The 19,682-nt window shown below is 38.3% G+C and carries 16 protein-coding genes; 12 read left to right on the top strand and 4 right to left on the bottom strand.

The annotated features are described in order from the left end of the window. Positions 1-6: 6 nt before the first annotated feature. Positions 7-393 carry a RidA family protein gene (locus tag BHU72_RS13785; protein ID WP_069703203.1) on the bottom strand — a complete coding sequence of 129 codons (387 nt, stop codon included), beginning with the start codon at positions 391-393 and terminating at the stop codon, positions 7-9. A 174-nt stretch (positions 394-567) separates the two neighbouring features. On the opposite strand from BHU72_RS13785, the gene BHU72_RS13780 reads away from it, so the two are divergent. Continuing rightward, entirely contained in the window at positions 568-924 is a 357-nt protein-coding gene (locus BHU72_RS13780) for a hypothetical protein (RefSeq protein ID WP_069703202.1), read from the top strand. A gap of 119 nt (positions 925-1,043) precedes the next feature. Here the strand turns inward: BHU72_RS13780 and BHU72_RS13775 are convergent, their stop codons facing one another. Next, on the bottom strand, positions 1,044-2,234 hold the full coding sequence (locus BHU72_RS13775; protein WP_069703201.1) for a nitrate/nitrite transporter: 1,191 nt from the start codon (positions 2,232-2,234) through the stop codon (positions 1,044-1,046). Between the two features lie 322 nt (positions 2,235-2,556). Here BHU72_RS13775 and BHU72_RS13770 point away from each other — a divergent pair, with 322 nt between their 5' ends. Beyond that, positions 2,557-3,066, top strand: a complete 510-nt coding sequence (locus BHU72_RS13770) for a ferritin (RefSeq protein WP_069703200.1) — start codon at positions 2,557-2,559, stop codon at positions 3,064-3,066. Positions 3,067-3,143: 77 nt separating this feature from the next. Here the strand turns inward: BHU72_RS13770 and BHU72_RS16430 are convergent, their stop codons facing one another. Next, a complete protein-coding gene (locus BHU72_RS16430) occupies positions 3,144-4,097 on the bottom strand; it encodes a methyl-accepting chemotaxis protein (RefSeq protein ID WP_069703199.1) in 954 nt (317 codons plus the stop codon). A 265-nt stretch (positions 4,098-4,362) separates the two neighbouring features. Between BHU72_RS16430 and BHU72_RS13760 the strand changes: the two genes are divergently transcribed. Next, entirely contained in the window at positions 4,363-5,361 is a 999-nt protein-coding gene (locus BHU72_RS13760) for a hypothetical protein (protein WP_069703198.1), read from the top strand. 141 nt (positions 5,362-5,502) lie between these two features. Next, on the top strand, positions 5,503-5,907 hold the full coding sequence (locus BHU72_RS13755; protein WP_176720498.1) for an RrF2 family transcriptional regulator: 405 nt from the start codon (positions 5,503-5,505) through the stop codon (positions 5,905-5,907). Between the two features lie 26 nt (positions 5,908-5,933). Here BHU72_RS13755 and splB read toward each other — a convergent pair whose 3' ends face one another. Then, positions 5,934-6,959, bottom strand: a complete 1,026-nt coding sequence (gene splB, locus BHU72_RS13750; RefSeq protein WP_245671915.1) for a spore photoproduct lyase — start codon at positions 6,957-6,959, stop codon at positions 5,934-5,936. A gap of 97 nt (positions 6,960-7,056) precedes the next feature. On the opposite strand from splB, the gene BHU72_RS15950 reads away from it, so the two are divergent. From BHU72_RS15950 to BHU72_RS13715, 8 genes are all read left to right on the top strand, one after another. Further along, on the top strand, positions 7,057-7,203 hold the full coding sequence (locus BHU72_RS15950) for a hypothetical protein (protein ID WP_176720497.1): 147 nt from the start codon (positions 7,057-7,059) through the stop codon (positions 7,201-7,203). Between the two features lie 93 nt (positions 7,204-7,296). Continuing rightward, positions 7,297-8,607 carry a DRTGG domain-containing protein gene (locus BHU72_RS13745; protein ID WP_069703195.1) on the top strand — a complete coding sequence of 437 codons (1,311 nt, stop codon included), beginning with the start codon at positions 7,297-7,299 and terminating at the stop codon, positions 8,605-8,607. A gap of 542 nt (positions 8,608-9,149) precedes the next feature. Next, on the top strand, positions 9,150-10,535 hold the full coding sequence (locus BHU72_RS13740) for an FAD-binding oxidoreductase (protein ID WP_069703194.1): 1,386 nt from the start codon (positions 9,150-9,152) through the stop codon (positions 10,533-10,535). Between the two features lie 2 nt (positions 10,536-10,537). Continuing rightward, a complete protein-coding gene (locus BHU72_RS13735) occupies positions 10,538-11,821 on the top strand; it encodes a (Fe-S)-binding protein (protein ID WP_069703193.1) in 1,284 nt (427 codons plus the stop codon). Between the two features lie 340 nt (positions 11,822-12,161). Further along, the gene (locus tag BHU72_RS13730) at positions 12,162-13,832 is read left to right on the top strand and encodes an L-lactate permease (protein ID WP_069703192.1); all 1,671 of its coding nucleotides are present in this window, start codon (positions 12,162-12,164) and stop codon (positions 13,830-13,832) included. Between the two features lie 258 nt (positions 13,833-14,090). Continuing rightward, on the top strand, positions 14,091-14,810 hold the full coding sequence (locus tag BHU72_RS13725) for a FadR/GntR family transcriptional regulator (RefSeq protein ID WP_069703191.1): 720 nt from the start codon (positions 14,091-14,093) through the stop codon (positions 14,808-14,810). Positions 14,811-15,048: 238 nt separating this feature from the next. Beyond that, on the top strand, positions 15,049-16,200 hold the full coding sequence (gene rodA / locus BHU72_RS13720; protein WP_069703190.1) for a rod shape-determining protein RodA: 1,152 nt from the start codon (positions 15,049-15,051) through the stop codon (positions 16,198-16,200). A 64-nt stretch (positions 16,201-16,264) separates the two neighbouring features. Continuing rightward, positions 16,265-19,681 (top strand): DNA polymerase III subunit alpha, encoded by a 3,417-nt coding sequence (locus BHU72_RS13715; RefSeq protein WP_069703189.1) that lies wholly within the window; start codon positions 16,265-16,267, stop codon positions 19,679-19,681. Position 19,682 lies beyond the last annotated feature (1 nt).

Genomic DNA, 19,682 nt, shown 5'->3' with positions numbered 1-19,682 from the left:
CCTATACTATTTAAGACCTGCGATTGCTTCGATTTCTACTAAAACATCTTTTGGTAGACGCGCAACTTCCACACAAGCTCTAGCTGGGGGATTCTCTTTGAAATATTGTGCGTACACCTCATTGATTTTGGCGAAATCGTTCATGTCTTTAATAAATACGGAAGTCTTCAGTACATTATGATAACTGCATCCAGCTTGTTCTAGGATTGCTCCAAGATTTTTTAAGACTTGATGCGTCTGCTCTTGCACGTCAGTTGGAATCTCGCCAGTGGACGGGTTTACAGGGATTTGTCCTGAGATTAACAATAGGTCATTCCATGCAATTGCTTGAGAGTAAGGGCCGATTGCTGCTGGTGCGTTTTCTGTAAAGATTACTTTTTTTTCTTTTGTCATGAAAAAATCCTCCTCGCATAATGTTCATATAGAATGGTAAGATTAGTATGTGCATGTCAAGTTGTGTTTATATATTATTATAATGAAGTTTTTTTGTCATTGCTTTTTCCTTGTGTTTTTAATTTTGCTATCATATAATCGTACCATATTGCGGAGAGGGTGGCAGTTACATTCATGGTTACATCACAATTTACGAATTGGCAGACAGATAAAACTTTATTGCGCATTATAACCGTAGAAAAGGGTAAAGGTCATCAAACCCATGTGGGAAATATAATTTTTTATGATGAATCATCTCAAAGTATATTATTCTATGACTTGGATCAAAAGAAAAACTATAATTTATCGATGTCTGAAATCGAAGATATACATCCATTTCAAAAACCAGCGAAAAAAGAAGAAAAGCCAAGTGTGAGGCTCCAGGTGAAGTATGATCCGAAAGAGAAAGCTATCAATATCATAAAGGAGCTTTCTATGGAAGAACTTCAAGCATTACTACCGTTACTTCAGTTAATAGCCAAAAGAACGTAAAAACTTGACATTAGCCAAGCTTTAGCTGAGAAAATAAGCCAATCTCTACAGTGAACTGCACCCCTAATGTTAGACACCATCTAACAATTGGGGGTCACTTCACAGAGGTGGCTTATTTTTTATGAATTAGAACTTATATGAGTCCAGCGGTCTTTTAATTTTATTAAGAGAGCTGTGATGGTAAGAGCAGTAGCAGCTATCCACCAATAGCCATACGAGTATGTGCCCGTCAATTGCTTCATTGTGGCGAGAATATTCGGCAAAAAGAAACCTCCAAATCCACCAGCGGCCCCTACTAAACCAGTTATGACACCAACATTTTCACGATACATATTCGGAATTACTTGAAAAAGTGCTCCGTTTGCTAGCCCTAAAGATAACATCAATAGGAAGAATAATACAATCGCGAGCAATATTGGAGGTAAGAATCCTATCATGAAAAGTAAGAATGAAATACTTAAGAAAATGTATTGCAATATATAAGTCCCACCGAAGCGATCAGCTAAATATCCACCAACCGGCCGGATAAAACTAGCAGTGAAGGCTAAAAAGGTGACAAAATCACCGGATTGAACTTTAGATACATGATAGTAATCAAAGAAAAATATCGATAAATAACTAGATAAGCCTACGAAAGATCCGAAACATAAACTATACACTAAGCATAAATACCATGAATCTAATCGCTTCATGATGGAGATAAAATCTGCAAATTTCACTTGTTTTGGTTGATTAGGGCTATCTTTTACAAAGATGGAAAATAGGATAAATACTATTACTAATGGGATTAACGCTAAGCCAAATACTGCATTCCAGCCAAACATTTCAGATAGGCGAGGGGCAAATAGCATAGCTAGAGCTGTACCGCTATTACCTGCGCCAACGAGTCCCATGGCTAACCCTTGATGCTCTGGTGGGTACCAGCGCCCTGCAAGAGGAAGTGCTACAGCGAAACTAGCACCAGCTATACCAAGTAGTATTCCGTAGGCATAAATCTCGTGGATTTGGTCAGCGAATAAGGCTGTTGCTGCTAATGGAATCATTGTTACTGCCATTCCGATTAATCCAACACGTTTTCCGCCGTATCTGTCAGCGAGAATACCCAAAGGGAGGCGCAAGAATGCTCCGCCTAAAATAGGAATCGCCACCATCATGCCTTTTTGTGCATCTGACAATTGTAAATCCGTTGCAATAAAATTAGAAGTAGCTCCGAATAAGACCCAAATCATAAAACTTACATCAAAATACAACAAGGATGATATGAGTGTAGGGAAATGTCCGGCCTTAGAGAAGCTCTTTAGTCTCGTCATAGAATCTCCTGTAACCATGGGGTTATATATACTTTGTTAGTACATCAGAATTAATAATTTTATCTGATGTACATAGCTCTGCATTAGCAACACATCAGTAATAAATTACTGTGCTTTTGCGTCAGTGCAACTAAAGGCATTCTCTTCACTAAAGCTTGGCGAATGCCTAGTTTTCTGTAACATTATATCACGATTAGGTTCCTTTATATGTGATACATGTCATATTCATGTTCGAATTTATGATTATTTTCATATGGATTGACAAACATAACCATAGAATATAGACTCGATGTGAAAGTGTATTATTATTAGGAGGGTTACTATGCTGTCAGATAAACTTGTACAAGCCTTAAACAAACAAATGAATTTTGAGTTTTTCTCTGCACACTACTACATAGCAATTGCGGCATATTGTGATTCAATTGAACTAGAAGGGTTTGCTAATTATTTCTTACGACAAGCAGAAGAAGAGCAATTCCATGCGATGAAATTTTATAAGTATATAAAGGACATGGATGGCCGTGTAATCATTGCAGGAATGGATACTCCTAAAAACGAGTATGAAAATGTACAAGATGTGTTCGAAGTTGCACTTAGCCACGAAAAAGAAGTAACAAAAAGAATTTATCAAATTATGGACATTGCGCAGGATGAAAGACAATACGCAACGATAAGTTTGTTAAATTGGTACGTAGATGAGCAAGTGGAAGAAGAAGCTGCCATGTCGAACTTGTTATCAAAAATTAAGAAACTACAGGATAATAACCTAGCGTTATATGAACTGGATAAGGAATTAGCATTACGCACGTTCACGCCTCCGTTAAATGCTTAATAGGAAAAGGAAATTACAAACTACTTCCCGTAGAGTGTAATTTCCTTTTTTTATTTGCAATGTGCATTACTTAATTCTCACGATTGGGAAGGTAACTTCTCTTTTAATGTCTTGATATTATGTTCTAATTGAGAGTCTACTATACTTGCTTGTGTCACATGATCGATTAACTTGGTGTTCATGTCTAGTAACAGATCTTCGATCTGATTGATAGCTTGGAATACTTCATTCGAGTGTTCATTCTGGGAAGTGACGATTTCTTTCACACGATTGACCTGATTCTTAACAATATCGTAAGAATTTTGCAATTCTAGGATTTTGGTATTTGCTATCTTGCTAGATTCAATGCCTTTTACTATAGTTACCTGGTTTCTCTCGGAAGACCGAATGGCATCCTTAATATCTTTCTGAATATCTGTGATGAGTAAGGTAATTTCTTTCGTGCTTTTTTCAGTTAGCGAAGCCAACTTACGTACCTCGTCAGCAACGACAGCAAAGCCTCTGCCATGCTCTCCAGCTCTAGCTGCTTCAATAGATGCGTTCAGCGCAAGTAGATTTGTTTGATTGGCAATCTCTTTGATTGTTTTTACAATATGGCCGATATCTTTAGAGCGAATGTCTAACAAATTCATGTTGTTCATGGTTTCCTTGGCTTCTAGGCCAAGCTGTTCGACTAAACTAGTAACGTCTTCTACTGATTTGCTACTTTCAATTGTTCTTTCTGACGTAGTGTTAGCCATTACGGTTAAATGGTTACTAATCGTAATCATTTCATTGGAAACATCCTTAGACTTCTCGCTAATCATTCGAACGGCATCGACTCTATTTTTGATGCGTGTAGCCAAATCAGCTAGTAGGTTGTGCTGGCTATTTACGTGGTCGTGCTGTGTAATTATATTATTAATTTCTAGATATAAGCTGTTAAGAAAGTCTGCATCTGATTCTGCATTTGCCTCTTTATTCATGCAGTCATCGTTCGGTAAGTGATGTATTTGCTCGGTTTCTGGCATTCTTTTGCGTGAAAAAAACATGTGCATTCCTCCTGGAATTCGTGGTATTATCTGTAAGCATAGTCCTTTTTTAATAGATTGTAAGTAATGCATCACACAATACACTATTAAATTTATCACACTTTGCGATTCCTATGGCAAAACTCAAACACTTTTAAATATGTCATAATCGTGTCAAAATTGTGAAGTTCACACTTTCTTCATAATTATAAGTTAGCATTTCTAGGTACATAATAGAAAAAAAGTAGAAAGTTAAAAGTAGAAAGTTATTAGGAGGCTAAGTATAATGAGGGTTTTGAAACAAAGGCAATTATTTATTTTGTTCATATTCACTCTGCTCGTTGCCACTATGGTTCAACCAAGTATGGTAGCAGCTGAACAAACGGATTTTACGGTAAAAGAGGTATTTATCTCGATTCGACCAGAATATGATCAACCAGTGGATTGGCCGAATCCAGAAATTCCAGCAGTACTTGTCATTAATCAAGTAGATATTATCAACAATACAGATGAACAATTAACTACCTTTAGTTTCCCGGCACCAACAAATGAACCGAATTTCTATGTATTTGCCACTGGCAAATCTGGTGGACCTGGACAGTATTTCCCAGCCCCACATGTGCTAGGTGATAGAGTGATTCACGTAGATTTAAGAGAACAGCCAATTCCACCAAAAGAACTTTATTCGTTGGTAGTTCAATATTATTACAGCCCATTTGCTTTAGATGGCATACGTAAATCGTTTTCTTTTGAATTTGCACCGCCATTCACTGTGGAAAAGGTTGTTTCTAATGTGATTGTGCCGCCGGCTGGTAGAAACGCTAAGGTTGAACCTGCGGAGCTTGCATTAAAAGAAGGGAACTATACGAACGTCAATGCAGACAATCCGGTGAATGTAGCGATCGAGTATGATAAAGCGGACAATGTTCCTACCAATAAACCATTAGATAAAAGTGGACAAGCAGGCGGAAGTGATTTTGACTCTAAAGCTGTAGGTTATGTTGCTTTCATAATTATTCTAGCGATTATTCTTTTCTTTGTATTAAAACTAGGTCCAACAGACAACTCGAAAAAGCAAAAGAATAAAACTAAGCAAGCCAAGCAGCAAGAACCGAAAAAAGAAGTGAAAGTTGCTTCGAAAACTCAGCAGGACAACAAAATAGTAAATCAATCACCGAAAAAAGCTGCTCCAGTTGCCACGGAAGATCAAAAAGAGCTTCGTAGGCAGTTAATTGCAGGAGAGATTGATGAACAGACATATAAAGACAAATTAAAGAAGCTTTAAAAATAAGAAACGCTTTAGAATATTATTTCTAGAGCGTTTCTTGTTACTTATGCACCAGTTCTTTTTTACATTGACGGAAACACACGTTACGGTATAATAAGAAAAGTAGGTCTTTTATGGCTACTTTAGGGAGGTCTTATTTTGCAGCTAACCAAACAAGGCGATTATGCCATTCGAACAGTGATAGAATTAAGTAAACAAATACCTAATGCAGTAGTGCCAACGAAGCAAATTGCAAGCGCTCAAAATATCCCTGAAGTGTATTTAACGAAGATTGTGCAGATGTTAGTCCGCTCAGGTATTCTAGAAACAATTCGTGGTGCCCGCGGAGGTGTCCGTCTACTAAGAAATCCGAAAGAATTAAACTTCCGTCATGTGATAGAAGCCGTGGAAGGTCCAATTGCTTTAAATCGATGTATAGAAAGTTCTATGCGTTGTGACAGAACCCAAACTTGTGATACACATCCGGCGTGGAAGACCATTAACCAAAAATTAATCGAAGAACTTGAGAAGGTGACGTTTGATACCCTTATCAAGCATAAATAATGTAAGTTCCTTGCTGAGTAACCGTATTATGTAAAATACTGGACTCTTGCTGCAGGGAATTTTTCTTTGATTTGTTGGCGTATGAACTGGTCTAACTCTTTTGATTTCTCATCAGGATAGACCCATTTTCCACGCCCATATTTGCCCCACTTATATTTTCGATTCGATTCATCCATATCTAATTTCGTGTTAGGAAAACGTTCAAGAATAATGTTTTTCGCTGCCTTTGTAAAACGATATTGGATTAACTCAAATGTTAAGTCTTTTACGCTTGTATTAGCTAAAGTTTTACTTAAGTGGGAAAGCATATATGAATACTCGTCCTGCCATCCTTCATAATGCATGATGGGAGCTAAGATAAAGCCTAATGGATAGCCAGCTTGTGCGATTTTTCCAGCAGCTTCAATACGTTCCTCAAGTGTTGCTGTCATCTGTTCGAAATTTCGTATGACATAATCTGAGTTTAAACTGAAACGGAAACGGGTATGTTGATTATGATGAATGTCTAGTAAAGAGTCTACTTGCGCAAACTTTGTAACAATTCGTAAGCGACCATATTTTGATTTAGCAAAAAACTCGATGGCCTTTTTTAAAGAACCTGTCATATGTTCTACACCGACTGGATCTGAGCTACTTGAGGATTCGAAAAACGTGAGTCTTGGTGCTCGCTTTTCAATATATTGATTCAAATTATCAAAGATTTCATCTGTATTTACATAAATACGTATATATGGTTTCTTGCCCATTGTTGTTTGTAGATAGCAATAATGACATCCACCGACACAGCCCGTTGAGAGGGAAAATTGATAGTTTGCTGAAGGTTTACAAATATCTAACTCCATCGTTCGCTTGATTCCAACGACGATTGTACGCTTAGCATTCCGATAAGCTTCCATAGGGTTTGCACCTGGAATTCCAGTGACTCGATTATGGGAAGGGATGATTGTAATTGGGATACTATGTTTTTGTAAAAATGTATGCATTCTTTTTCCAAGTGGGTATTCGAGAGCTTCTTTTTCGAAAAAGGCTTGTTCCGGCCGAAAACGTTTCAATACAATCCCTCCAGGTACTTTACACATATATCCGATGTTGGCATAATGTCTTTATCACTATTTCTTAATGTTATTTTGGTCTAAGGGGGTTTAAAATATGACAGAAGTGAAAAAATATAAAACTGATGGTTTTTCTACAAAGAAAAAGAAGAAAATCAAGGTTGCTAGATTGTTCTTCTTAGCGGTTATCATAATGATTGTGATTGGATTAGTAGGTAGTTCATTCTTATTTTTATTTGCATAACACTTTCTGAAATGTGATATTGTTGTATAATAGCTGGGAAATATATATAATACAGAATGACGAATGATAGACAGTGCTTGAAGGGGGTGTATTATGCCGACAAAACATGAACAAATTTTACGTTATATCGAGGATCTTCCTGTAGGAAATAAAATTTCCGTAAGAAGGATTGCTAAAGATTTAGAAGTTAGTGAAGGTACAGCATATAGAGCGATTAAAGAAGCAGAAACCCAGGGCTATGTAAGCACAATTGAACGTGTAGGTACAGTCAGAATTGAGAAGAAACAGAAGAAAAACATCGAGAAGCTTACATATGCTGAGGTTGTAAACATTGTAGATGGGTCTGTGTTAGGTGGGCGTTCTGGACTCCATAAGACATTACATAAGTTCGTAATTGGTGCAATGGAAATCGATGCTATGGTTCGTTATGTCGATCCAGGTAGTTTGCTCATTGTAGGGAATCGTTATGAGGTTCATAAGATGTCATTACACCAAGGTGCAGCTGTTTTAATTACTGGTGGTTTTGATACGACGGAAGAGGTAAAACGTCTAGCGGATGAATTAGATTTGCCAGTGATTACATCTTCTTATGATACGTTTACAGTAGCTTCATTGATTAATAGAGCAATCTATGACCGCCTAATTAAAAAAGAAATCGTCTTAATTGAAGATATCATACATAAAAATCCTGATGTTAGCTATCTGTCCATATATGACACAGTAAAGGATTGGAGCAAACTTGCTGAGTCATCCGGACATAGCAGGTTTCCAGTTGTCGATGAAGTTATGCGAGTCCAGGGGATTATTACTCCAAAGGATACTCTTGGTCAATCTGATGATACGCCAATAGAAAAAATCATGACAAAAAATCCGATCTCAGTAGCAATGAAAACTTCGGTTGCTTCTGCTGCGCACGTAATGGTTTGGGAAGGTATAGAGCTTCTTCCTGTAGTGGAAAATCGAAAGCTCGTAGGTGTTATTAGTAGACAGGATGTAATTAAGGCATTGCAATATATCCAAAAACAACCGCAAATCGGACAAACGATTGAGGATATTGTTCTATCTAACTTTACGGAAGAGAAGGTAGACGATCGTTCTATTCGATTACATGGTGAGATTACACCACAAATGTCGAATCAATTAGGTGGTGTGTCGAGCGGAGTGTTGATGATGCTAATTACAGAGGCTGGTTACTCTGCTTTGAGAAAGACGAAGAATAGTGACCTAGTCGTAGAGAATATCGTCATTTACTTCCTGAAGCCAGTACAAATCGATGTTCAACTAACGGTTCGTTCAAGAGTCATAGATAGTAGTAGAAAGTTTGGGAAAGCGGATATAGAAGTGTATCACGGTGATCAGCTTGTATGTAAATCACTGCTAACTGCCCAGGTACTGGAAAAATAATTGCACTTGAATTGGCATTTCAAAGATACTTCAATGAAACATGAATGAAAATTCAAACGACTGAGGTTCAACTGAAGGTCAATAAAAGTCAAAGAAAGTATAATAATTATCACGGTATATTTTATTCAAGTAAATGAAAATGGGTTTCAAAAATGTAAGATAAAACTTATAAATATAAATAAAAATCCAATTACATTTTTTATGTAGTTGGATTTTTTTTATTATGTTTACAAACTGTATAATTATTTGGCTTGTGAATCATTAGACGCGAAGTCCTTATAAATCACTAGTAAATAAACTGTATCACATACAACTGTATATCTGTTTCAGTAACATGAAATATTTTTAAAGCACATTACAATTTATATATTTTCACTAAAAGCATATGTAAATAATAATTACATAGATTAAAAAAAGTCTAAGTAATTAAGGTATAAGCATTGGTCAGACCATCAATACTTAACAATTATTTAACAATTTATGCTATAGTGACTATATGAAAAAATAGTTACCTTTGCCTATATTCCCAAGGAGGTTTTAATATGAATAAAAAGCTTATAGATGAACTAATTGCAGCGATAGGTAGTGAAAATGTACTATACGATGATGCGGATTTGGTTAGTTATTCGTTTGACGCAACTCCAGATATGCCTAGTCAACGTCCAGATGCTATCGTAACTCCTATGACGACGGAACATGTAATTAAAATCATGAAAATTGCAGATCAATATGATGCCCCAATTTACACAAGAGGTGCCGGCACGAATTTAAGTGGTGGAACGATTCCAATCAACAAAGGAATTGTCCTACTAATGGTGAAAATGGATAAAATTCTTGAGGTAGATGCAGAGAATCTAACGGCTACAGTAGAGCCAGGCGTTATCATTCAAGATTTAAATGACGCAGTCATGGTACATGGGCTGATCTATCCGCCAGATCCAGGTACTGTTAAAACAGCGACGATGGGTGGAAGTGTCGCTGAGAACTCTGGAGGACTAAGAGGTTTAAAGTATGGCGTGACAAAGCATTATGTAATGGGCATGGAGCTCGTAATGGCGAATGGTGATTTAGTGAAGTTTGGTGGGAAAACGGTTAAAAATGTTACCGCCTATGACTTTGTTAAACTATTTACTGGTTCAGAAGGAACACTTGGTATCATTACCAAAATTATCGTAAAACTGATTCCAGCTCCAGAACATCGTAAAACAATGCTTGCATCTTTCCAAACATTAGATGATGCAGGAAATACAGTTTCCAATATTGTAGCGGGGAAGGTTATTCCAGCGACTTTAGAAATTTTGGATAACACAACGATTAAAGTAGTTGAGAATTATACAAAGGCAGGACTTCCGGTAGACGCAGAAGCAATTCTACTAATTGAAGTAGATGGTATTGCAGAAGTAGTAGAAAAGGAAGCGAAAATAGTAGAAGAAGTTGTTAAGAAGAATAACGGTAAGTTACAAATAGCACAAACAGATGAAGAGCGAGATAAGCTGTGGGCTGCTAGACGTGCGGCGCTTCCAGCATTAGCTCAAGTGAGTCCTACGACTGTTCTTGAAGATGCTACTGTTCCAAGAAGTGAAATTACAGCGATGCTACGTGAATTAAAGAGAATCGCAGAACAATATAATCTACACATAGGAACATTTGGTCATGCAGGAGATGGAAACTTGCATCCTACCATTTTAACAGATGAGAGAAACAAGGAAGAAATGGAAAGAGTACACAAGGCAGTTGATGAAATCTTCGCTGCTGCGCTAAAGCTTGGTGGTACATTGACTGGTGAGCATGGTATTGGCATGGCGAAGATGAGATATCTAGGTTGGGAATTAGGAGAAGAAGGTTTAGCGGTAATGCGTAAAGTGAAAGAGGCACTTGATCCGAAGTATCTATTAAATCCAGGTAAAATGGTTCAGAGGAGTGAATAATAGTGGCTCAATATATATTAGAACATCTAGAGGATGACATCATCAAATGTATGAAATGCGGAAACTGCCAAGCTTTCTGTCCAATATATAAAGAAACAAAAATGGAGGGTGACGTAGCTAGGGGTAAGATTCAATTAGCAGCAGCAGTACTGGCTGGTGAGATTGGATATTCTCCAAGTGTGGAAAAACGTCTTCTCAATTGTTTGACTTGTAAAGCTTGTTCTGCGAACTGCCCATGTGGCGTCGATTGCACGAAAATTATCGTTGCTGCTAGACAGGCATTGGGAGCTAAGAAAGGTCTGCCAAAAATCAAGAGAGCCATCTTTGAAGTGGTAAAACGTCCGATGATATTCGATTTATCGATGCGTTCGGCTGCCATCTTTAGCCCACTGATGTTTAATAAAAAAGGTAAGCTAAGAGTCCCGGTCGTACTAAATCCGAAGAAGGTATATCCACTATTATCAACTTCGCCAGTGAAAAACAGATTGCCAGAGTTCAATCCAGCGAGTGCAGAAGCAAAGCAGAGAGCGAAGAAGCCTACGAAGGTTGCTTTGTTCACGGGCTGTTCTATGAACTATATATATCCCAATGTCGGGAAGTCGATTGTAGAAATCCTAAATGCGAATGGTGTCGATGTTGTGATTCCGAAAGACCAGTCTTGTTGTGGAGCTCCAATTTATATCCATGGAGACCGTAAAGCAGCTATCGGGATGGCAAAAGGAAATATTGCGGCAATGAACAAGCATGACGATATTGAAGCAATTATTACTGGATGTGGCACTTGTGGTAGCCAATGGCAAAAGTATTTCCCGGAAATGATGGAAGATCAACCAGAGGCGGAAAAGTCGAAAGAATACTCGAAGAAAGTATATGATATTGCGTACTTTTTGACAGATATCTTACAAATCGACACATCTTTATTAGGTGAAGTCAATCGTACAGTTACGTACCATGACCCTTGTCACTTAAAACGTGGGATGAATGTCTATAAAGAGCCGAGACAACTTCTTAAGAGTATACCGGGGCTGAAGTTCGTGGAAATGAAAAATGCTGATCGCTGTTGTGGGGGAGCTGGCTCATTTAGTCTAACGCACTTTGACTTATCTATGGATATCCATAAGCATAAAACAGAGGCACTAAAGGCTAGTGGGGCAGATACGGTTGTTACAGGCTGCGGCTCTTGTATGATGCAGTTTGCTGACGGTCATGATCAAGCAAAGATAGAAGTTCCAATTATGCATACCATGGAAGTGCTGGCAGAGTCCTATCGCAATAAAAAATCATAACAAATGAATTGAAACGAATGAAAAGATATTTTTGAAATATGTATTAGTATACGAAGGTCTTAGGGAATGAAGCAAAAGACCATTTTGCGCATTGGTTGCATTTTGGTCCAGAATGGCATGAATGTGCTAAAATTATGGGCGCTAAAGTGCAGGATTTTTCACAGCTTGTGTATAATACTAGAAGAGAGACACTCGAACAAATAATCAGCAGAATTACTTGCTGAAGAGTTACTTCGTTAGGGGGGTGTTATAGAAAGAGAGTTCTTGGAACATAATAGAGAGAAATGTAGAAGTTTAGTATCAAAACACAAGAAGTACACAAAAACTGAGGAGGTTTAAAATGAACGCAATATTAGCTTTAACACCTGTATTGACCGTATTCATTTTCCTAGTAGTGCTTAGATGGCCAGCAAAATACGCGATGCCATTAGCATTAGCAGTAACATCAATCCTTGCTCTTACTTATTGGGGAGTATCAGGTACAGTAGTAACTGCAGCAATTATTGAAGGTTTACTAATATCTTTTGAAATTCTTTTAATCGTTTTTGGTGCAATATTACTTTTGAACACATTAACGAACAGTGGTGCCGTTAGTACAATCCGCAGAGGATTTATGGACATCACACCTGACAGAAGAATTCAAGTAATTATCATTGCATGGATGTTTGGAGCGTTTATTGAAGGAGCAGCTGGTTTCGGTACTCCAGCAGCGGTTGCAGCGCCACTATTAGTAGCGTTAGGATTCCCAGCGATGGCTGCGGTAATGTCTGCACTTATTATCCAAAGTACTCCAGTATCCTTCGGAGCTGTAGGTACGCCAATCCTAGTTGGGGTTAACAGTGGTTTAAATGATCCAATGGTTAAAGATGCAGTAGCTGCTTCAGGTATGGAGTGGTCGCAATACCTTTACGAAATTGGTCTAAATGTAGCTGTACTTCACGGTACAATCGGTATTTTGATTCCTTTATTCATCGTAGCATTATTAACGAAAACATTTGGTAAAAATAAATCGTTTAAAGAAGGTCTAGAAGTTGCACCTTTCGCAATCTTCGCTGGTCTAGCATTAACGATTCCTTATATGGCAGTTGCTTATTTATTAGGACCTGAATTCCCATCAGTAATTGGTCCATTAGTGGGTCTTGTAATTGTAGTATTTGCTGCGAAAAACAAGTTCTTAATGCCTAAAACTACATGGGATTTCCCAGAAAAGAGTGCTTGGGATCCGAAGTGGATTGGTAGTGTTACGCTTAACGTAGGTGAAGAGCGTAAAGGTATGAACCTATTTAAAGCTTGGCTTCCTTATGTATTAGTTGGTGTTTTCTTAATCGCTAGTAGAACAATTAAGCCACTAACTACTTTCTTAAGAGATTTCAAAGTAGGTATGACTGATATCTTAGGCGTTACAGGTGTAACGAAGATGATTGAACCATTATATCTTCCTTTTGCTATCTTCGTAGCAGTAGTAATTTGCACATTCTTTATTCAAAGCATGAAAGTTAGTGAATTGACAGGGGCTATTAAATCTTCTTTCAAGACAACTGTAAGCGCTTCACTTGCAATCGGTTTCGCTGTACCAATGGTACGCGTATTCATCCGTTCTGGTATGACTGATATTGAAGGATTACGCAGTATGCCACTAGAATTAGCATCAGGTGTTGCGGCACTAGCTGGTGGAGCATGGCCGTTCTTCGCAGCAGTTATCGGAGCTTTAGGTGCATTCATTGCTGGTAGTAACACAGTAAGTAACATGATGTTCTCTTTATTCCAGTATGGTGTTGCAACTGAGATTGGTGTAGCACAGACAGTTATCGTAGCTGCGCAAGCGGTAGGTGGAGCAGCAGGTAACATGATTACAGTTCATAACGTAGTAGCAGCTTCAGCGACGGTTGGTTTGATGGATAGAGAGGGAGAGATTATACGGAAAACGATTATTCCGTTGACCTACTATCTCATCATGGCAGGTATCTTAACCCTGGTTGCTATCAACATTGGCGCAGGAATCATGCTATAATTCGAAATCGTTTGATTTATTGAAATTGCACAAACAAGAAGTAATACTTGTTTGAACAGGGGAGAGGTTAGCCTCTCCTTTTTTCAAACAAATTTTTTCTCCTTTGTGTTATAATACAAGCATTGAAATTTCCTAGTTATTATATTATTGTATGAAATACTGGTGTTTTTAAATGGATGATTATGAGCAAAACCATATAAGATGCAACAGTAGAGACATTTGATAAGAGATTGAATTGGATTATATGGGGTGTATCCAATGAATTTTAAACCAGTAAAAGTGAAGAAGATTTATGCTGAAATTGTAGAGCAGATTAAGGACCAGATAAAAGCGGGAAAACTGTCGTCGGGTGATAAATTACCGACTTTAAAGGAATTCGCTGAAAATCTTCAAGTCGGTCAGTCCGCAGTGCGTGAAGCTCTTACGGTATTAGAGGCAATGGGATTAGTTGAAATTCGTCAAGGTGGAGGGGCGTATATTCGCCGCTCACAGACAGATGAGACAATCGAACCTTTGAGTATGATGCTGTTATTAGAGAGGGATTTGTCCCTTGAAGTATTGCATGTGCGGAAATTCCTAGAGGTTGGCGCTGCAGGTCTTGCGGCCACACAAAGAACTGCTGAAGAACTGCTGACGATGGAAAAAGCGTTGCGAAAAATGGAAAAAGACATTCAATCAGGAAATCTGGGCGAAAAAGCCGATTGGGAATTTCATTATGCGGTTGCTGAGGCGTCTCATAACTCATTATTAATTCGTCTTATGCATACAGTGGCTGATAATATGAGAGTATCAATGAAAACGAACCGTAGATTATTGTTCGAACAAAACGGCATGCCGAAAAAGCTTTATGAAGAACATAAAAAAATCTATGAAGCAATTAAAAATCAGAATAGTATGTTAGCAGAACAAAATATGTATGATCATTTGTATAGAGTGGAGTTATATATGGGACATATAGATTTGGTAGAGAAAAAGTAGTCTTTTTCGCAAGAGAAAGGATACTTTTTTTCTTTATGCTAGTATGTTAACATAACTAATATCATAAACAAAACTTGGCATACGCCAAGTCCTTTTGGACGAAAGTGAATGCCTTAGTTGCCGTTATACTATCTACATTATATTTATAAATTCTGATAGTATAAACAAAACTTGGCATACGCCAAGTCGTTAAGACGCAGGTGAATGCAATCAATATATCGCGGAAGAAGTGTGTACCATGTCTTATAAATGGCTTTTAGAGAAAAATTGGAAAAATCTCGATATGTTTTTACTACTACTATTATTTGCCTTTGCACTTTTTAGTGTTACGATTATTAATAGTGCAACAGGTAGTGACGCGGAAGAAGGGTTATCCTTCTACGCAAAAAGACAGTTACTATGGATTGTAATCGCCACCATTTTAATGGCTGTCGTTGCAATCACTGACCATCGAGTATTTGAGCAGTATGCACTGCCATTATATATTATAGGAGTTTTGTTGCTACTTTACGTAGAAGTGCAAGGATTTGCAACGAAGGGATCTCAGCGCTGGATTGATCTAGGTTTCTTTCGAATGCAACCTTCAGAGTTCGTGAAAATTTGTGTAATCTTGATGCTAGCCAAAGAATTATCAAAGTTTGAAGGGGAAATTTATCGATTTAGAGACTTAATCCGATCGTTTGTAATTGTTGGGGTACCGTTTCTATTGCTAATTATGGAGCCGGATTTGGGAACATCTCTGGTCTTGATTGGAATTATGATTTGTATGTTTCTTATAGCAGGTGTGAATTGGAGAGTATTTTTGATTCTCTTTATCATCGCTGCCCTGTTTATTGGCATGTTAGTGTTTTTCTATTATGTGAATGAAGAATTATTTTTTAAGTTCATTAAACCATATCAGTTATCTAGAATTACATCTTTTATGAATCCCGAAGGTGATCCGTTACAAAGTGGATTTCAAGTGACCCAATCTTTGATTGCTGTAGGCTCAGGGCAGTTAACGGGGAAGGGTTTAAGTAGCGGTAGCCAAACCCAAGGTGGATGGATACCAGAACATCACACGGATTTTATTTTTGCTGTTGTAGGAGAAGAACTTGGTTTTTTTGGGGTTAGTTTATTAATCTGTTTATTCTTCTTTCTAATTTATCGGATTTTATTAACATCGGGGAATTCAAAAGACTTATTCGGGAGCTATGTAGCAGGTGGGATTATTGGACTTATCGTTTTTCAAGTATACCAAAACATCGGCATGACAGTTGGGCTTATGCCGATTACTGGACTAGCATTACCATTTATAAGCTATGGAGGGAGCTCGCTTCTCGCCACATATATATGTATGGGGCTTGTATTCAGTATCGGCATTGGAAAAAAACCTTCACTTTTCTCGTAACGACTAGTTCAATTATTTTTATTATTATGGAAACGTGATTCATCAGCGTCATGGGGGAGATAGTATGAGTTTTGTTCACTTGCATACACATACGGAATATAGCCTTCTGGATGGAGCGAGTAGAATCCGGGAATTGGTTGCCCGTGCAAAGGACTTAGGGATGCCAGCTTTGGCCATTACGGACCATGGTGTAATGTATGGCGCTATCCCATTTTATAAAGCATGCAAAGAAAAAGGCATTCAACCAATCATCGGTTGTGAACTATATGTAGCCAACGGATCGATGCATGATAAGCATCGACAAAAAGGAGATAACTCCTACCATTTAGTACTGTTAGTTAAGAATCAGATAGGATATGAAAATTTACTATATCTTGTAAGTAAGGCGTCGCTAGATGGGTTCTATTATCGTCCAAGAATCGATCGTGATTTGCTTAAGGAACGGGCGGAAGGGTTAATTGGGCTTAGTGCATGCTTAGCTGGTGAAATTCCTAGACATTTTCTCCGCGGAGACGAACAAAAGGCAAAGGAAATTGCACTCGATTACGTGGACATATTCGGAAAAGAGAATTTCTACTTAGAAATTCAAGACCACGATATCCCTGAACAAAAAATCGTAAATCAATCGTTAGTGGCTTTAAGTAAAGAATTAGGGATAGGACTAGTAGCAACCAATGATATACATTATGTAAAAAAAGATGATGCGATATACCATGATAAGCTGCTCTGTATCCAAACGGGCAAAACCTTATTGGATGAAGGCAGAATGAAATTTCCAAGTGATGAGTTCTATATGAAAACCTATGAAGAAATGCATAGGTTATTTTCTTATGCGCCGGAAGCGCTAGAGAATACGATGAAAATTGCGCAACAGTGTGATTTTTCTATTGATTTCGATCAGCGCCATCTACCTTATTTTGAAGTGCCAGAAAACTATTCGCATGCGAGCTATTTGCGAGAAAAATGTTATGAAGGTCTACGCCAAAGATATGGAGATAATGCTACTGATTCAAAGATTGTGGAACGACTCGAATATGAGCTACAGGTCATTCATAACATGGATTTTGATAGCTATTTCCTGATTGTATGGGATTTTATGAAATATGCCCATGAAAACGGTATTTTAACAGGCCCAGGACGTGGTTCTGCTGCGGGAAGTATAGTAGCCTATGTATTACGTATTACGAATATCGATCCAATAGAATATAAACTGCTATTTGAGAGATTCCTCAATCCAAACCGCATTTCGATGCCGGATATTGATATTGACTTTGACTATGAGCGACGGGGAGAAGTTATTGATTATGTGGTTAGAAGGTATGGTGAGGCAAATGTAGCACAAATCATTACCTTTGGAACAATGGCCGCCAAAGCAGCTGTACGAGATGCTGGTAGGGTGATGAATCTGCCATATGGAGATGTTGATAGAATTGCGAAGATGATACCTAATACATTAGGAATTACTATTGATAAGGCATTAGAAGTGAGTCCTAATCTGCGCGAGTTGTATCATCAAGATACTACAGTGAAGCAATTGATTGATGCTGCATCAGCGATTGAGGGCTTACCGCGCCACGCGTCTACCCACGCGGCCGGGGTAGTAATTGCGAAGGAAGAGCTTACGAAGTATGTGCCGCTCCAGAGAGGAAATGACCAGTCAGTAGTCACTCAATATCCTATGGATATATTAGAGAGTATAGGGCTGCTGAAAATGGATTTCCTAGGGTTACGTACGCTTACAATTATCAACGATGCGATTAAGAATATTAAGCAAAGGCTCAATATTGCGATTGACTTAGATGCAATTCCATACGATGACCATTCTACTTATCAATTATTAGGTCGAGGCGACACGTCAGGGGTATTTCAGTTAGAATCCGTCGGCATGCGCAATGTTCTAAAGGACTTAAAACCAACGAATTTTGAAGATATTGTCGCTGTTCTTGCCCTTTACCGTCCAGGACCGATGGAAAACATACCTGTCTATATCAAATCGAAACATGGTAAAATTCCTGTTCGCTACCCACATCCAAAACTAGAACATATATTGAAAGATACCCATGGGATCATTGTGTATCAAGAGCAAATCATGCAGATTGCTTCAGAAATGGCAGGTTTTAGTCTTGGACAAGCAGATTTATTACGACGAGCAGTGTCTAAGAAAAAGCGTGAGATTCTTGATGAGCAGAGGGAGCTGTTTGTCAGTGGCTGTCGCACCATGGGTTTTGCAGATACAGTCGCTAATGATGTGTATGACACGATTGTTGCGTTTGCGAATTATGGCTTCAATCGTTCTCATGCTGCTGCCTATGCTGTAATTGCCTACCAGACGGCATACTTAAAGGCTAACTATCCATTGGAATTCATGGCTGCTGTCCTTACAGGTGCGATGAACAGTTCCGACAAGGTTTCCCAATATATCGACGATACGAAAAAGTCAGGGATTGCGATTTTACCACCTGATATCAACGAATCCTATGCAAATTTCACTGTTTCTGGGGATGCTATACGCTTTGGACTCGCTGCCATCAAAGGCATCGGCGTGGGTGTGCTACAAGAAATCATTGAAGAGCGTAAAGCAGGGGATTTCATGTCTTTGTTTGATTTTTGTGAGCGTATGAGCAGTCAGGTATGTAAGAAAAACGTGCTGGAGAACTTAATTAAAAGCGGTGCATTTTTTAAATTCGGAAGTAGAGCAATGCATCTAGCAGGGCTAGACCTAGCGATTGATTATGGCGCAAGAAGGCAAAGGGAACTGAGTGATCAACAAATCAGTCTATTCGGTATTCTGGAAGAAGAGGGACACACGGAACCTGAACCGCAACTACCTGTAGTACCTGAGTTTAGTAAGGACGAATTGTTAGAAATGGAACGTGAATTACTAGGACTGTATATTTCTGGGCATCCTTTAGAGAAGTATCGTGAAATGTTACAGGATTTAACGATTACACGAATCAGCGAACTGCAAGAAGTCGAGGATCACAGCCAACATATGATTGTGGGGATGATTCATAGTAAACAACAAATTATGACAAAACGTGGCCAATTGATGGGTTTTCTAGTATTAGAAGATTTAACGGCTACTGTAGAGGTCGTAGTTTTTTCAGAATTATACAAGGACTGCGCACATATGCTAGAAAAGGATACTCCTTTACTCATTAAAGGAAAGGTTCAGCAACAAGAAGAGCAAGTGAAACTCATCGCAGAACGAATTTCACGTTTAGATGATATGGATTTAGAGAAACTGAATGAAAAGCCGAAGAAGCTGTACTTGAAATTTGACTATGAAGAGCAGGATGAAATTTTTGATAAGGTGCTCCAAACTTTACAATTATATCATGGCAGTATACCTGTGATTCTGTATCATCCGAAAAAGAAATCCTATCGTCCGCTACAATCGAATTTCTTTGTAAAAGAGGATACTTCACTGTTAGAAGAGTTGCGTGAGATTTTGACAGAAGGAAATATTGTGTTGAAATAAC

This window comes from Desulfuribacillus stibiiarsenatis (assembly GCF_001742305.1).
GTDB classification, from domain to species: domain Bacteria; phylum Bacillota; class Bacilli; order Desulfuribacillales; family Desulfuribacillaceae; genus Desulfuribacillus_A; species Desulfuribacillus_A stibiiarsenatis.
The sequence above is the reverse complement of the archived record's forward strand: the minus strand, read 5'-3'. Positions and strand labels throughout refer to the sequence as shown.

Bases quoted from the DNA above. Each gene is read 5' to 3' on its own strand.
- BHU72_RS13785 (WP_069703203.1), bottom strand. From the start codon at position 393: ATGACAAAAGAAAAAAAAGTAATCTTTACAGAAAACGCACCAGCAGCA.
- BHU72_RS13780 (WP_069703202.1), top strand. From the start codon at position 568: ATGGTTACATCACAATTTACGAATTGGCAGACAGATAAAACTTTATTG.
- BHU72_RS13775 (WP_069703201.1), bottom strand. From the start codon at position 2,234: ATGACGAGACTAAAGAGCTTCTCTAAGGCCGGACATTTCCCTACACTC.
- BHU72_RS13770 (WP_069703200.1), top strand. From the start codon at position 2,557: ATGCTGTCAGATAAACTTGTACAAGCCTTAAACAAACAAATGAATTTT.
- BHU72_RS16430 (WP_069703199.1), bottom strand. From the start codon at position 4,097: ATGTTTTTTTCACGCAAAAGAATGCCAGAAACCGAGCAAATACATCAC.
- BHU72_RS13760 (WP_069703198.1), top strand. From the start codon at position 4,363: ATGAGGGTTTTGAAACAAAGGCAATTATTTATTTTGTTCATATTCACT.
- BHU72_RS15950 (WP_176720497.1), top strand. From the start codon at position 7,057: ATGACAGAAGTGAAAAAATATAAAACTGATGGTTTTTCTACAAAGAAA.
- BHU72_RS13745 (WP_069703195.1), top strand. From the start codon at position 7,297: ATGCCGACAAAACATGAACAAATTTTACGTTATATCGAGGATCTTCCT.
- BHU72_RS13740 (WP_069703194.1), top strand. From the start codon at position 9,150: ATGAATAAAAAGCTTATAGATGAACTAATTGCAGCGATAGGTAGTGAA.
- BHU72_RS13730 (WP_069703192.1), top strand. From the start codon at position 12,162: ATGAACGCAATATTAGCTTTAACACCTGTATTGACCGTATTCATTTTC.
- BHU72_RS13725 (WP_069703191.1), top strand. From the start codon at position 14,091: ATGAATTTTAAACCAGTAAAAGTGAAGAAGATTTATGCTGAAATTGTA.
- rodA (WP_069703190.1), top strand. From the start codon at position 15,049: ATGTCTTATAAATGGCTTTTAGAGAAAAATTGGAAAAATCTCGATATG.
- BHU72_RS13715 (WP_069703189.1), top strand. From the start codon at position 16,265: ATGAGTTTTGTTCACTTGCATACACATACGGAATATAGCCTTCTGGAT.